Annotated in this window: 17 protein-coding genes; 6 read left to right on the plus strand and 11 right to left on the minus strand. The window is 39.5% G+C overall.

All coding sequences use genetic code 11. The features are described 5' to 3' along the window. Nucleotides 1-64 precede the first annotated feature (64 nt). Nucleotides 65-610, minus strand: a complete 546-nt coding sequence (locus RWN13_RS19290; protein WP_314067050.1) for a recombinase family protein — start codon at nucleotides 608-610, stop codon at nucleotides 65-67. Nucleotides 611-1,244: 634 nt separating this feature from the next. Between RWN13_RS19290 and RWN13_RS19295 the strand changes: the two genes are divergently transcribed. Next, complete coding sequence (locus tag RWN13_RS19295) at nucleotides 1,245-1,853, plus strand: recombinase family protein (protein ID WP_314067054.1); 609 nt, start codon at nucleotides 1,245-1,247, stop codon at nucleotides 1,851-1,853. A 371-nt stretch (nucleotides 1,854-2,224) separates the two neighbouring features. Here the strand turns inward: RWN13_RS19295 and RWN13_RS19300 are convergent, their stop codons facing one another. Both RWN13_RS19300 and RWN13_RS19305 read right to left on the minus strand, forming a co-directional pair. Beyond that, on the minus strand, nucleotides 2,225-2,551 hold the full coding sequence (locus tag RWN13_RS19300) for a YbjQ family protein (RefSeq protein WP_314067056.1): 327 nt from the start codon (nucleotides 2,549-2,551) through the stop codon (nucleotides 2,225-2,227). A gap of 12 nt (nucleotides 2,552-2,563) precedes the next feature. Next, on the minus strand, nucleotides 2,564-3,307 hold the full coding sequence (locus tag RWN13_RS19305) for a MerR family transcriptional regulator (protein WP_314067058.1): 744 nt from the start codon (nucleotides 3,305-3,307) through the stop codon (nucleotides 2,564-2,566). A gap of 317 nt (nucleotides 3,308-3,624) precedes the next feature. Here RWN13_RS19305 and RWN13_RS19310 point away from each other — a divergent pair, with 317 nt between their 5' ends. The 5 genes from RWN13_RS19310 (at nucleotide 3,625) to RWN13_RS19330 (ending at nucleotide 6,834) form a co-directional block, all read left to right on the plus strand. Continuing rightward, entirely contained in the window at nucleotides 3,625-4,056 is a 432-nt protein-coding gene (locus RWN13_RS19310; RefSeq protein ID WP_314067061.1) for a universal stress protein, read from the plus strand. 19 nt (nucleotides 4,057-4,075) lie between these two features. Further along, nucleotides 4,076-4,444, plus strand: coding sequence for an iron chaperone (locus RWN13_RS19315; RefSeq protein WP_314067063.1), 369 nt, complete (start codon nucleotides 4,076-4,078; stop codon nucleotides 4,442-4,444). 141 nt (nucleotides 4,445-4,585) lie between these two features. Continuing rightward, nucleotides 4,586-5,311 carry a VTT domain-containing protein gene (locus tag RWN13_RS19320; RefSeq protein WP_314067066.1) on the plus strand — a complete coding sequence of 242 codons (726 nt, stop codon included), beginning with the start codon at nucleotides 4,586-4,588 and terminating at the stop codon, nucleotides 5,309-5,311. Nucleotides 5,312-5,359: 48 nt separating this feature from the next. Beyond that, entirely contained in the window at nucleotides 5,360-6,286 is a 927-nt protein-coding gene (locus tag RWN13_RS19325; protein ID WP_314067069.1) for a CorA family divalent cation transporter, read from the plus strand. Between the two features lie 116 nt (nucleotides 6,287-6,402). Continuing rightward, nucleotides 6,403-6,834 carry a universal stress protein gene (locus RWN13_RS19330; protein WP_314067071.1) on the plus strand — a complete coding sequence of 144 codons (432 nt, stop codon included), beginning with the start codon at nucleotides 6,403-6,405 and terminating at the stop codon, nucleotides 6,832-6,834. A 41-nt stretch (nucleotides 6,835-6,875) separates the two neighbouring features. Here the strand turns inward: RWN13_RS19330 and RWN13_RS19335 are convergent, their stop codons facing one another. The 8 genes from RWN13_RS19335 to RWN13_RS19370 form a co-directional block, all read right to left on the minus strand. Then, nucleotides 6,876-7,919 carry a DUF916 and DUF3324 domain-containing protein gene (locus RWN13_RS19335; protein ID WP_314067074.1) on the minus strand — a complete coding sequence of 348 codons (1,044 nt, stop codon included), beginning with the start codon at nucleotides 7,917-7,919 and terminating at the stop codon, nucleotides 6,876-6,878. 69 nt (nucleotides 7,920-7,988) lie between these two features. Then, nucleotides 7,989-8,591 (minus strand): WxL domain-containing protein, encoded by a 603-nt coding sequence (locus RWN13_RS19340; protein ID WP_314067076.1) that lies wholly within the window; start codon nucleotides 8,589-8,591, stop codon nucleotides 7,989-7,991. Between the two features lies 1 nt (nucleotide 8,592). Further along, nucleotides 8,593-8,904 (minus strand): hypothetical protein, encoded by a 312-nt coding sequence (locus RWN13_RS19345; RefSeq protein ID WP_314067079.1) that lies wholly within the window; start codon nucleotides 8,902-8,904, stop codon nucleotides 8,593-8,595. A gap of 15 nt (nucleotides 8,905-8,919) precedes the next feature. Beyond that, a complete protein-coding gene (locus RWN13_RS19350; protein WP_314067081.1) occupies nucleotides 8,920-10,419 on the minus strand; it encodes an adhesive domain-containing protein in 1,500 nt (499 codons plus the stop codon). 294 nt (nucleotides 10,420-10,713) lie between these two features. Continuing rightward, on the minus strand, nucleotides 10,714-10,989 hold the full coding sequence (locus RWN13_RS19355) for a hypothetical protein (RefSeq protein ID WP_314067084.1): 276 nt from the start codon (nucleotides 10,987-10,989) through the stop codon (nucleotides 10,714-10,716). Between the two features lie 38 nt (nucleotides 10,990-11,027). Beyond that, nucleotides 11,028-14,159, minus strand: a complete 3,132-nt coding sequence (locus RWN13_RS19360) for a UDP-N-acetylmuramoyl-tripeptide--D-alanyl-D-alanine ligase (RefSeq protein WP_314067086.1) — start codon at nucleotides 14,157-14,159, stop codon at nucleotides 11,028-11,030. Nucleotides 14,160-14,295: 136 nt separating this feature from the next. Further along, nucleotides 14,296-14,430, minus strand: a complete 135-nt coding sequence (locus RWN13_RS19365) for an LPXTG cell wall anchor domain-containing protein (RefSeq protein ID WP_314067089.1) — start codon at nucleotides 14,428-14,430, stop codon at nucleotides 14,296-14,298. Between the two features lie 47 nt (nucleotides 14,431-14,477). Then, the coding region (locus RWN13_RS19370) for a hypothetical protein (RefSeq protein WP_314067092.1) at nucleotides 14,478-15,114 on the minus strand (637 nt) is incomplete at its 5' end.

Genomic DNA, 15,114 nt, shown 5'->3' on the forward strand with positions numbered 1-15,114 from the left:
ACTAAAATAAATCACACTTATTCGTCAACTTACTCTTTCCCTAATCTGAAGCGGCCGTTGACTGCTAAATAACCGGGGTTTTAGTGACATATTTATGAACTGTCCCTAAAGATACCTCGCATTTTTCAGCAATTTGTCTCATAGATAATTTATTATCCGCATAAAGAAAATTCATCAGTTCAATTTTCTCCTTATCAATTTGCGGTCTTCCCCATACTTTGCCTTTGGAAGACGCCTTGACCATTTTGTCTTTAATTTTGTAACGTCCTACTTCTTTTTCCATGTTAACAACCACATTCAATATAAAACCAAAATCTCCTGAGGTAAAACTGTCCACACCATCATCTATAGAAATTAATTGAATCTTTTTCTCAGACAACCGGTTCATTAATTTGGCTAACTCTTTTGTCGTCATTAAAAACACTCTGAGATTAGACACAATTAACTTATCACCCTTCTTACTATTAGAAAGCATTTCATCTAATTCTCTATGGGGGGTTCTACTGTCAGTTTCTACCAAACAGTCTTCACATCGATAGTCTTTCATTTTCTCCATTTGTAAAAAAAGTGTCTCTGGATAATCTTTCCTCAAATAAGCGTAAACAGTCATTTTTTTCTCCCTCTCTACAAAATTGTTTTCACTGGTAATTAACGTCGTCCTAAGAAAAACTGAACAAGGCCTATAGCCATGAAAAAAACATGGGTATGAGTTACCCTATGTCTGTTCCTATCTCCTAATAAATGTAACGTCCACCTTACTTTCTCAAGAAGAAATTCCTATTTCCGAACAACTTAAATCTCAGACTTATCACTTAAACTCAGAGACTCCTGATTTTGATAGTGACTAAACTCTGGTAAGAGACTAGCTATTGGTAATAGTGCTCTAACCATAGCGTCAGACACTTAATGAGAGATTACACTAAACTATTGTTAGATTGAATGCCACTTTTTAGTTTCCTTACGGGTATATTTATAAACTAGAAATACGGTTTAATCACGTTAACAAACCAAAGTCGCCTTAAGATTACAAATGTAATCCAACTTTCCAAAAAACAATAGTTTAATATAAAGTTAGGACTAAGTCAACAAGAAAAATAGATATATATTTTGAACAACACAAAAAAACAACTGAAAATCCTTGTTATCAGCGATTTCAAGCGTTATTCATTAACATAATAATAATTGATCAATATTTATACAAATAATTATGATCATTTTCATTCTAATACGACAGGAGAATAAACATGGCCATTATTGGATATATGCGTGTTAGCACGCCCTCACAAAAATTTGATTCGCAACAAATCGCCATAGAAAAGTACGGAGTTGATAAAATCTATAAAGAGTATGCTAGCGGAAAAAAAGAAAATAGAAGTGAACTGAATCGGGCACTCAATAGCCTTCAAACGGGTGATACTTTAGTCATTTTTAAATTAGATCGCTTGGCTCGTCGAACCAAACATCTGCTCACTTTATTGGAATCCTTTAATCAACGGGGCATTCATTTTGTAAGTATTCAAAATCAAATTGATACCTCTACCCCCATGGGAAAATTTTTCTTTACTGTCATGAGTGCTTTTTCTGAAATGGAAGTTGAATTAATTAGAGAACGCGTCTTAGCTGGATTAGAAGCGGCAAGAGATAACGGAAAAACCTTAGGCCGACCAAACATGTCAAAAGAAGCGGAAAAAGCCATCAACCTATATTTAAATACAGATTTAACGACGGCAGCAATCGCAAAAAAATGTCACATCTCAGTCACGACCTTGTATAACTACTTACATTTGCACCAAATACCTAGAAAGCAAAAAAGTTCTAAAGAGGGTTATGTTAATCCTTCACCGCCTCAATAACGTTGAAACAATTCACAAGTTGCCATGCTATTTGTTACAGATCGATCAGATTCAGAACAGAATGACCGCACCATATTCGTAAAAATGAAGAAAGACAGGACTTTAGTCCTGCCTTTCAACCATTCCAATGACATAAGGAGCCATTAAAGTGATAGCCATGATTCTGTTATCTCACAGGTTTAACAAAATCTCGCCCCATATCTCCCGTGATTCTTAATCTCTTTTGACAAATTCGATTCCACTAAATGATCTATTAAAAGCTGAGCTCATCTAAATAAGTAAAGAAAGAGTTCTATTTAATGCTCTTAATATGACAAACTCATTATTGGTGCTGCATTTAGCTTAATTCTGCACAAATTATTTCGCCAAGATTATCTCTCTAATTTAACCACCGTCCCACTTGCCGTGACAACAATTAACATAATGTCCGAATTGATCAATTGACTGTAGTTCAGCCTCAACCCCACAATCCCATTGCCGCCCAACCGGTGAGCTTGTGCCTCCAACTCTTGAATCGCCCCTTCTCGTCCTAATCGGTACTCCTGTTCATAAGCACTGGATTTACCACCAAACATACTTTTGAGGCCACTTAAGGCATCTTTAAGCAAGTTCACTGAACGGACCTGTTCACTAAAAATAGCTGCTTTGTTTTCTAGTATTTTTTGACCGATAATCTTTTCCGTGGTTGTGATCTGCATCTTTTTCATCTCCTAATTGATTTTCAGTTGAATCGTATAACTCATTGTCTGACTGTATAATAACGATAATTGGACATTTTCTAATATAACCAAGGGAGCTTTCTTTGCTAAATGTTCCTTAACTAAGATATCAGACTTAAAGCTTTCGATCGCTTCATTGAACTGTTCATCTGATTCCGCTAGAAAAGTCAAGCTAGCATATAACCCTTGAGCTAATGGCACATCCCAGTCACTTGAATGACTCAGATAACCAACTTCTGGCCTCTCACTCATAAACTGACACAAATAGCCCATTTCTTCAAGGTTCGTCGCATCAAAATCTGCCATTTTACTGATTGCTTTCAGCTTAAGCTCAGTCCCATCTTCATCATCCTTTAAGAACTTAAAAAAGCGCGGCCCTTCTTCCATAAACACAATTTCATTTAACTTTGTCTGCTGGGCGTCAATCGTCTGAGAGAGAATCTCTCGGATAGTTTCTAACGCCTTGATTTGCTGCTCGATTCTCATCAATGAGGTGGCTAAATGATCACTTAGCTCCTCCTCTTCAAACATCTTCTTAATTTCATCGATTGAATGACCTAACTTCCTAAAAAAGAGAATTTGGTATAAACGGTAAACCTCTACCTCTGAAAAAAACTGGTAGCCATTTTCCTGTGTAAAGGCTGGTACTAATAACCCCTCCTTTAGATAGTGTCTCAAGGTATATTTCGTTATTTTAAATAGCTTGGCTAATTCGCCACTTGTTAAGTCAATCATTTTTACTCCTTTTGTAGACGCCTTGTCTCATGTGTATTTGAAATTCTTAAGAGTCTCATTGTGACTCTTAACTAAACCAATAGAATGATCTGTCTGATAATCTAATGCACTGCTACTATTTTAGAACTGGTGTTGATGCTCTTATCATACACCCTGTAGTTACCACACAGTCAATAATTATATCTATTATCTTGTAAATTCTCCTCTTACAAAAAATAACAGCATAAAAATTGACTAATCAGACTATTCAAAAGATAATAGTAATTAGATACAGATAACAAACGTATATAATAAAAAGAAACATATGGAGGGTTATTATGCCAAATAGAGGAAAATATAAAAAGATATTAGTCGGTATCGACAATTCAGAAAATGCTAGCAAAGCTTTTTTTGAAGCTGCTCATATTGCCAAGCGAAATGAAGCCGTGCTTTATGTCGTCCATGTCATTAATAATCTAGTAGGTTATTTAACAGATGATGCCCTAAGTCAATTAAAAGATGACGCCCAAGAATTAAGTCATAACTTAATTGCTCAAGCAGAAAATATCGGCTTTAGCAATATTGAAGTCATCATTCAAGTCGGTTCACCTAAACAGTTAATCACCCATACCTTGCCTAAAGAGCTAGGTGCCGAACTAATCGTCCTTGGGGCAACGGGCAAGCATCGTTTACAAGAGTCATTGCTAGGTTCCGTCCCTCACTACGCTTCAACTAATGCCAATCGCAACGTCTTAATTGTTAGACAATAAACAGACAGGAGTTAGTCCTATGAAAGAATTCGATGCATTTTTAGCTAAAATTGAACAACCCGATCAAAAAAAAAGAGTGACAGACGTCTTATCTTGGGTCAATGAGACCTATCCTGAGTTAGAAAGAGTCATCAAGTGGAACCAACCGATGTTTACCGACCACGGTACTTTTATTATTGGATTCAGCGTCTCAAAAAAACACTTTGCCATCTCTCCTGAGAGCGTCACACTCAAGCTTTTCTCTCAAGATATTGAAAAGACCGGCTATAGTTTCACCGAGAATATTATCCGCATTAACTGGGACCAACCAGTTGATTACGACTTACTAAAAAAGATGATTGACTTTAACATTGCCGATAAAGCTGAATTCACCCAATTTTGGAGATAATAGCCTAGCTATTGTCTCTTTTTTGTATCTAGAACAGGGCTTTCATTTCAGCTTCCAACTCAAATGTAGTATGATGGAGACAAAGAGTTAACGAGATAACTAGGTTAATTTAATCAACTAAGTATTAAGATGGGAGCACTTATGACACATATAAAGAAAAGAGCCCTTTCTTTTTTTCTACTTATTCTTTTTTCCTTACTCATGTTAGGGTTATTTTTTGATCTTTATCCATTGTTCAAACAAGTCATAAAGGACTCAGGGAATGAACAACAATTGGTTTCATATATCCATGCTTATGGCAGCAAAGGCGTCTTAAGCCTTGTTGGCTTACAAGCCCTGCAAGTCATCATGATGTTTTTCCCTGCAGCAGCTATCCAAGTCTTAGCTGGACTGTGTTATGGGGTTTTATGGGGGGCTTTAATAAGTTTAGCAGGTTATATTTTGGGAAATGTCTTAGTTTTTATTGGTGTTAGACAGTTCAAACAGACCTTTCCCTTGTTTTTTGATGATCCCATCAAAAAATCAAAAAAGATTTCTTTTTTTGATTTAAAGTCAATAAAAACCATGAAACAGCCTCAAGTATTGGTCTTTTTCCTCCACTTGATTCCCGGTATTCCAAATGGGATTCTCCCTTATCTTTTTGCGGAAACGAAGATAAAACTACGGACTTATTTAGTCAGCATGAGTCTGGCTAGCATCCCCTCAACCCTTTTAATGACTTGGTTAGGAGAGTCTGTCGTGAAACAAAATCCTCATTTGATCGTACTTATAAGCCTGCTGGTCGTCTTGCTATTAGGCATTAGTCTCTGTTTTAGAAAGCAAATTAAACTGAAAATTCAGAGACTGACACATAACTCTCAGCACTAATCACTTCTCGCTTAACTCACGTCAATCTAACTGGAAGAAGGTCATGTCATGAATATATATTATGTCAAAGATGAACAAGATATTGATAAAATGGCTCAAGATGAGCGTTGTTTTATCATCTGTAATCAAGAACACTTCAAAGTCATTAAAGAGCAGTTTAACCTTTTTAGAGCAGAGGAACACCGCCATGGTGATCAATTTGATTTGATTCATTTCAAACGGTATGTTGACCATGATGTCTTATCATTTTCCTTTTTTGAGTGGCTAAATCAAGGCTTTCAATTTGAAAAAGTTCAGCTATATATTAGCAAACAGTATGTTATTTTCATTTGTAATCAAAACAAAGCCCTTTGCGAATCTGTCATGGAGACCATTCAAACCGATCAGGACACCCAACCTAATGGGATGCCCACGCTAATTTTTATTTATTACAAGATTTTAGACCACATCTTATCAAACATGTTTTTATCATTGGAAATCTTTGAGAAGCACATGGCTAACATTGAAAATGGTTTATTAACTAAGGGGACCATTCATTTATTCGATGATATTGTAAAAGTTAAAAATCTGTCCTTTGAAGTCAAACGACACTTGCGATTGCTGACATATATTGGTGATGATATGGTGAGTGATGATAATAACTTGATTGCTGAAGCCAATATTAAATATTTCAAAAACATCTCCACCAAGATGAATCGGCTTTACGAGTTTGGCACTAGCTTACACACAAAATCAGAGCACCTAATGGATACCTATAACGCAACTGTTAGTGGCGAGACCAATGATTTCATTAATAAGTTAACCATCGTGACGGTTTTTGCGACACCAATCACGATTTTATCTGGAATTTATGGCATGAACTTTGTTAATATGCCAGAGCTTCGCTTTAAATACGGCTACTTTATTTTACTGGCTTTGGTGATTATCTCAGGGATTGGGATTTTCCGCTATTTAAAAAAATCAAACATGCTTTAATTAGCACTCAAAGAGGTAGCACTTTACTAATTAACGACCAGACAAAATTGACTTTGGCCTATTTTTGATTGATAATTAGTAGGTATTACGATTGACTAATAACTGGAGGTTTTACCATGGAAAGTAACGGAAAATATTCAAAAATATTAGTTGGAGTCGACGATTCCGAAAATGCTCAACGCGCTTTTTTAGAAGCTGCACATATCGCCAAGCGAAATGATGCCACCCTTTATATTGTCCACGTGGTCAATAATATTATGGGCTACTTAACAGAAGAGGCTCTCACTCAGTTGGAAGAGGACGGTCAAGAACTTTGTCGCAACCTACAAAAACAAGTGGAAACCCTTGGTCTTAAAGAAATGATTGTCATCAGTGAAGTTGGCTCACCTAAACAGTTAATTGCCAAAGACTTACCAAACATTTATGAAATAGATTTAGTCGTTTTAGGCGCCACAGGTAAACATCGCCTACAAGAATCCGTTCTGGGCTCACTCCCTCACTATGCGACCACTCACACAGAGTGTAACGTCTTAATCGTTAGACGTTAAAAAGAACACCTGATAACAGTGGCCTGTTATCAGGTGTTCTTTTATTTATGCTTTCGCCGTTTTTTAAGGCGTTGCCTTAACTGACGGTTTCTATTAATTAAGTACAAAATGCCTCCTAGTAACAGTAATAAAACCATTCCAAGTGCAATTAGCCACCAGCTTAGTCGTGGTTCTTTTTCATCTAAAGAGACAGCCTGCTTGTTAAGGCTCTTGGCCTTTTCTGCTTTAATGGTAAACGTCGGCTGACCTTCCCATTTTTTGTCGCCAGCTGTTACAACGACGTTAGTTGTATAAGTGCCTGCTGCAAAGGCTTCGCCTTCAAAAGGCACTTTATAATGAAACAAACTATTAGGAGCGATACTCAGTTGCTCATTTTTTCCTTCAACCACAGTCTTCTCATCTAAAAGTACCTGATACTCAATGGTCACCTCTTTCAAATAAGCTGCCCCTTTATTTTCAATCGCCACTTCAATTACATTCCGGGAATTAACTTGATTGGCTGCGGCACGTTCAATCTGCACATCAGGAGCTACCGCTGTTTTATCATTGTGCAACAAGACTGCAATCTCACGGGAAAAAACATTCTTAATATTACCTTCTACTTCCGCGTTAGAAACTTGTTCTAGATATAAGCCACCTGCCAGCACCCCTTTAAAGGCATTTTCTGGCATCTTAACCATCATCTCAATATCTTTGCTTTGATTAGCCTCAATCCGAATAACCTGCTCACTTAAGGTCACAAGCTCTTCTATATTGGCCGGTGCTGAGGCGGATTTGTCTTCGTTAATCCCAGAGTATTCAATCACCCCAATATTATTGGTGATCGCTCGGTTAAAAGAAGCTTTTAACTCAATCTCAGCCTCACTTTTATTCGTTAGGGTCACCACTAATTTTTCTTCTGAATTTGGTTGTAACAAGAGATTAAAATAAGTCAAGTTTTTGTCGATCTGACTTTCCGGTAGATGCGCCCTTGCATCAAAGGTGTCCAGCGACTGGGCTAAACTAAGTTTTGGATAACAAAAAATAATAACGATCAAAAAAATAACAACTACAATGAAACCAACAATTGAATCCCTGGTCTTCATGATTTTCCACTTCCTGTCCCCTTCAATTAAAATAATGGCTAAAACTTAAGGATTCATAGAAAAAATAGATTAAGGGGTAGCTGATAGTGTCCAGTTGAGCGTCGTTTGATAATTAAGGCCTTTTTTCACAGTGGTTTTCGGCACAGCTAATTCAAATTTAGTTAGAGGTAATGAGGTTTCCCCATTCCCCTCTGTTACTTTAGCCGATAGAACATTTGCAGTTGTGTTAATATCCAGAGTGACTTTCTTGCCACCGAAGCCTTCACCAGTTGGCGTTACAGACAAGTTATTGGTTACGGCTCCCCCTGTAATAGATAAAGCTGCCGCTGTTAAAGTATCACTCCCTCTGGCAAATTGGGCTGCCTGATTGACTTTAACAGACCAACCAGCAGAAGTTCCGCGATTATCACTGACGTTAATCGCTCCCGTTGTGGCAGTTGAGGTCTGAACCCCGTCATCGGTAGCGACCCATGTTTCATCTACTTTGGATTGGATTGGGTGATTACCAAAATTCAAGTTATCCGGTAAGACCGCACTTCCATCAAGGGATAATGTACCAGCCGTATAATCCACTGTACCAGTTGTCGCCTTATCTGCAAAGGCAGTTGTTCCTATTACTAAACTTGATCCAATAAGTAACGTTGATAATACTACTGTTTTTTTCTTAATCATCTTATTTCCCTCCTGTTTTTAATATATAACAAGCAACTGTTATGACGCCAACACCGATCAGTGTCAGAAGATAATCAGTTGTCTCATTGGTTTGAAGTAATGGTTGTTTTGTCTGTTTAGGCACTTGCTCTGCCACAGACTGACTTGGCTGAGCAGGTACTGTCGAACTTTCAGATGTGCTAGTACTTTCCGTTTCCGTTGTTTCATAATACTGAATATTCCCTTGGGTCACAGCCGCCAGTCCGTAAGTTGGGAATGAACACAAGATAAACAAACTGCTGACTGCCAAGTAGTAAACACTTTTCTTAAACAAGCTCCTTTCCCTCCTTTAAGGGCTATCTGAAATGGTCCACACAAGTGTTGTTGAATACCTGCCAACGGTTTTTTTAGTGTTTTTAGGGACTAATAACTCAAATTTTGACAAATCCAAACTGGTTTTGCCAGTAGCCGTTGTATTACTGACCGTTAAGACGTCCTTCTGTACATTTGTGCTTAACTGAATAGCCGACTGGCTAATACTTGTCAGTGAAGCTGGTGGAAAATCCGACACTAAGGCCCCACCCGACACCTTAAGAATGGGCGTCGCCATACTTTGGGAACTATTTAGCCAGTTTTGAGACTGTCGCACCTTAAGCTGCCAATTTTTGGCACCGACTCTCGTATCGGTAATCTCCACCTTGCCGGTTGTTGTCAGACCATTATTCAACGCCGTAAACTGTTCATCAAGCTTAGTCTGAACTGTATGTGAGCCAAAATCCAAGTTATCCGGTAATAAAGTTTGGTTCCAGTCCTGCCGTTCCCCTCTAAAATAAAGATAATTGACTCCCTGTCCCTGGCTTAACAGATTAACGTCAATCAAAGTGGAACGAATCACTGTTCCATTTAGTTTGGCATCAACATCGGCAGTCATACTGCCCGGCCCGGAAACCAGTGTTGGCATGGTAATCGTGGTTTTCCCCAAGACTGAGGCATCAGCTAATTGCTGGACCCCAGACCCTGCCCCAGTAAGTGCCGGAACTACATTTGTGATGGCAGTTACCACTGGCCCCTTGACTAGACTTAAGGCTGCGTTGGCCGCTAGTGCTGTTGCAATTCCCACCACGCCAGTTCCCGTCACATTGAGACTTCCCACTGCATTGGATAAATTGGTTAAAATCGTGGACAGACTTGAAGCCAAAATTGGCCCAATCCCATCATCAATTGACACACTCAAAGTTCTGCCATCAGTACTGAGGGTCAGGGGACCATCAAAGTTTGTCTGACCAAAGTTACCAAAACTATTAAGCAAGGCCAATTGCTTATTTACTTCAGTAAAATTTAAGCTTACCCCAACCAAGCTACCGAGAAGACCATTTGTAATGTCTCCTAGCGTTTTCACTAAATTATTAACCGCTGTCAAGGTAGCATTTAGAACTGCTACCTTGGATAAATCAACTACCAGTATGGTGTTAACATGGGCCTGACCGTTAGCCTTAACCTTATTAGCCAACTGACTTGGCATCACTAAAACACCGTATTTTTTTCCCGTTAAGGTCGCAGACACGTTCGCTAAACTCTCACCGGTAATCGTGAAAGTAACAGGTTGATTAAGAGTCGCCGTGGGCCAGCGATTTGTACTTGTAGTTCCACTAGTGTTGGCCGTCTTGATATCCGATAATATCTCAACAGTTAAGACGTCTGCAAAGACAGGTTCCAGAAAATATGGGACATACATACTTGATAGCAGGACTGCCAGACACCCGACTAGCAGTCGACAAAAAAACAGCTTCATTTCACTTACAACAACTTTAAAATAACTTGATTTAACCATCCCTCCTTTATCTATCACCTATTTTCACCTTCTCTCTCAAGTTGCTCCATCACCACTCACCATCAATTATAAGACAAAAAGTTCATTATAACTAACGATAAGATAACTAAAAACGGATTCGATAACTTTTAAATACATATCTATCATTCTCGAACTATTAGAAGACTTAGCTATTCGGCATTATTAAATAACACAATTTAAACATCATAACGTTCCTTTAAAAAACGAGCTAACTAGGTAAAACCCAAACACCATCTCCTGTCTTATAAGGTTTTATTTCCACTCCCCAATAAAGGTTACCTTTAAAAGACACTACCATCGGCCTCTTTTTGGCCCATCTTTTAAGATGTATCGTTTTGCCCCCTTTTCAATACGATCAGGGGAATCATCCAAGTCCGTTTCCCAGGGATAAAAACCATCCTGATCCTTTTCAAAATACAGATCAATTTCCTGATCCCGCTCTTCCTCACTTAAGTGTCGGTGACGATGTCGATTCACCAGATAGCTAATTGAACCAATCAGAATCACACCTGCTAGAGCCCAAAAGCGAATGACACCTATGGGTGAAGCTAATAATGTATGAAGCATCTCTTGCCCTCCCCTTTCTCAAGCACCTTATCCTAGCTTTAACTTGTCAAGCGTGCCAATAACAGGTCACTTGCCTTATAAAAATCACTGTGAGAAACCGACCCTTTTAACAACACATAGGAGTCGTCTTCCAAACTGCTTTCGATTCGATCTAATAGTTCTTTTAAATTGCTGCACCATTTTTTTTGTAACTCTTTAGGTAATTGAGCCAGAACCGGCAACATGTTTTCACCATAACCGATTACCATATCGGGATCAGCGTTGACAATATCCGCAATCAACTTTAAGTGTGTTTGTTCTGCCGACTCACCTAAGTCGGCTATTTGCCCTAAAACTAAAATACCATTGCCTTTATAAGCATTTTTCCGTTCTTTAAAGATACTAATGGCATTACTCATTGAGGGCAATGACGCATTGTGAGTATCATCGACAATATCTACCCGATCCCCATTTGATAATTTAAGCCGATGGGTTTCCAAAATTTTCGGTAACGACTTAAAGGTCTCAAAGCGATCTTTGACTTGTTCAATCTCAAAACCTAAACTGTCCATCATCAACAAGGCTGCTAACGAATTTTGAATCAGACCGTCACTGCCAATGTTTAAGCGATACTGATAGTCTTTATCTTGGTAATGAATGTCAATCACTGAGGAGTATTTATCATTTTGGATTTTTTTTACGTACATATCTGCCTGAGGCTTGGTCAAGCTATAGGTTTTAATTTGCTGAGTGTGGGCCTTAGCTTCGGCTTCCAATATGGCAAATTCCTCTTCCCCCATATCATGATTAATGATTGCCACGCCTTCAGATGTCAAGCCTTTAAAGATGTTTTTTTTGTGTTTCGCCACATTTAGGGTGGTGTGAAGGGTACTTAAATGGGCTTCGCCAATCGACGTCACTACGGAAATAGTTGGCTTAATCAAAGGTGTCATGGGGCCTTTTCCTTTAAAATTTAAGGCGTTCAGTGAGACTTCTAAATTAAGAATATCCGGCCCTTGGCTCAATTTACTTAAGTATAGAGGCATAGCGAATCGTGTATTGTGATTACCACGATTAGACAAGACCACTTTGTCCTCACCAATTAGATGCTCGACCATTAAGCGCGTGGTACTTTTCCCTGCTGAACCGGTAATAGCGATAACAGGCCCTGTAAATTGTTCACGTAAATAGTCAGAAACTTCGTACATAAACTCCCAGATATTTGGCACTATAAATTGAATTAAAGTCGGCTGATTTTCAATCGGCGTCTCTGTCACCAACAACCCGATTTCTTTTACATGTGGCATGATCTGCTGGTTGCCATTGGTCCAATGAACGTGTCTATCATTATTTATTTCTGTTCGCCGTTCTTGAGAAACGGCTAAAAATGCAGTGTGAGAAAGCGTTTCTTTCGTTAAAAACTGCTCCTGGTATTCAAAATTGCTGATTGACTGTGCCACTACCTGTTCCGGATGTAGAAAATACCCTTTAAACTGCTTGAACTCTTTCAGCTTAAGACCTCTGTCTTTTTGAGAGACCTCATAGCTGTTGATTAATCCTGATAAGAAATGTTCAGCATCATCAATTCTCATGCGGAAACGATCATGGCGAGTATAAAAACCGCCCTCAATCACCTTAGGTTCCTTAAAGTACATGCCATTTTCAGGGAACATCACCCCTGTTGTTACTTCATGATAGGTCCGTAAGGCCATGACTTGTCTAATGCGTTCTTTAACTTCTTTGTAATCTTCCTCAGACTTGAACAATTCCATGCAAAAGTCCTGATAGCCTAATTCATCCACCATTCTAACAGCTGCTACTAGTAGTTCCAGCATGGTTGGGTAAGCCGTGTCTCGTTTTTCAATAAATGACAAGTTGATTAAGACATTTTTTAAACCAAATTCAAAGTACTCTTTTTTAGGTTTGTATTTGATTAATTCATTCACAGAATAACTAAGCCAGTGATCGTGGTAACGTTCATAACGGTTGTCAATAAAATGATTAATTAATTTTTCACCTACAACTAAAATTCCCGGTTGTTGCAACAGTTCATAGGATCTTACCAAACTGAATAAGGCTTCACCATCGTAATAAATAATCCGAAACTTCTCTTTGACCTGTAAGTCTTGATCAAAGACATGAGTGGTGTTTCCCTGATCGTCAATAAATAAGCGAGACATGCTTTTCACCAATGCTTGCAGTAATTTTTCAAAGCGTTTGTCCTGAGTCACCGACTGGTATTTGGCAACGGCTAAGATGGCTGTCGCTTGAGCACCTAGTTTGTATTCAATCTCACCACTTAAATTATCTTTAATTAAAAAATAACCATTTGTATGGACGCCTAATTTATTCAACCCCCAGCGCAGTCCCGTACAGATATCAGCAAATTTCTCTGAATGACCACTGAATTCCACTGCTTCCAATAAGGCGTAAAGGGATGAAAAATGACGAACAGAGTTATACCCTTTAATCGGTTGATTATACGTTGGATAATAGCCGTAAATAAATTTGCCATCGCCTTGTAGTTGACGCATCAGGTAATCCTCGCCCTTTTTTATGACCGCAGGCAACTCACTGGTAATACTTTCTTTTCCAAATAATCTGACCTCATTACCATTGCCATAGTTTTCAAGGGGGATAATTTGGTGATGTTCAATGAAAAATCCTTGTGTCTTAAATAAGCCAAAGGTACTGGTTTTTAGGTAATTAAGGGATGGTTCTAAGATGTTGTACTTACGATTAACATAACCTGCGTAGTTGCGTTCATCGATTTCCAAATTAGGTAAATTGAAGCCCATTTTGTGATTTTTATCTGGCTTTAGAATGGCATTTCCCACCAATTCCTCTTTTAAAAAGAGATGCGGCCGAGAGCCTTTAATTCGAAAACCACGATTGATATAATTATTCCGCTTGATCGATAAAAAATAGCGGGTCAACTCCTCATAATTAAGGGGTTTCTCCTCTGTGATTAAATCCACTCTCAACCAGTTTGGTAAGGCGATAAATTTTGCTAATTTCTTCTCTAGCTTCAGCCAAGCTTTATCAAATGTGCCACCTTCCACTTCGAAAACAGCGGCCCTTGTATTGCCATCTGAAGCAGACGCAACCAGCGTATAAGTCTCTGTCCCAACATTAATTGCTTGTAATTTATCCTTTAACTGTCTCAAACTCTCTCTGCCTTTGATGTCCATCTTCAAAACCCCTTTTCTAATGAATGATTGTTCTCATGTCTTTCTTAGGTGTTATGAAAGTGCTAGAAACCGTCACATTCTAACACTTTCATAACACCCCCTAAAAGCTGTCATAAGCTTTTAGGGGGAATCTTAGTTAACTTCTTTTTCTTTTGGAATCTTTTTTACGTTTATACAACGTCGCACCGGAAAGGAAGGTCAGCACTGCCCCTATAACACCCGTTGACGTTGACACTGCTTCAGAAGTTTGAAGCAAGTCTCCTCTTTTCACCGGTGTTTTTCCTTGGCCGCCTGAGTTCGACGCGTTATTGACGTAAATCACTTTTGGATCTTTGTCTGGATCTGGTTTTGGCTTAACGATTGGATCAGGTCCATCACCATCTGCATCAGCGTCAGCATCCGCATCGGCATCCGCATCGGCATCAGCGTCGGCATCGGCATCCGCATCAGCGTCGGCGTCAGCATCCGCATCTGCATCGGCATCCGCATCAGCGTCGGCGTCAGCATCAGCATCAGCATCTGAGTCTCCATCTGCGTCGGCATCTGAATCACTATCTGAATCAGAATCACTGTCTGAGTCACTATCTGCGTCAGCATCTGTATCAGAATCTGAATCAGTATCGGAATCAGCATCCGCATCGGCGTCGGCATCGGCATCAGCATCCGCATCAGCATCCGCATCGGCATCGGCGTCGGCATCGGCATCTGCATCAGCGTCAGCATCCGCATCCGCATCAGCGTCAGCATCTGCATCGGCATCGGCGTCAGCATCGGCGTCGGCGTCAGCATCCGCATCGGCATCCGCATCGGCGTCGGCATCGGCATCGGCATCGGCATCGGCGTCAGCATCGGCATCCGCATCCGCGTCAGCATCGGCGTCAGCATCGGCATCAGCGTCAGCGTCGGCATCCGCATCCGCATCAGCATCCGCATCAGCATCCGCATCAGCATCCGC

Origin of the sequence: uncultured Vagococcus sp. (genome assembly GCF_963518325.1) — a bacterium.
GTDB lineage: Bacteria > Bacillota > Bacilli > Lactobacillales > Vagococcaceae > Vagococcus_D.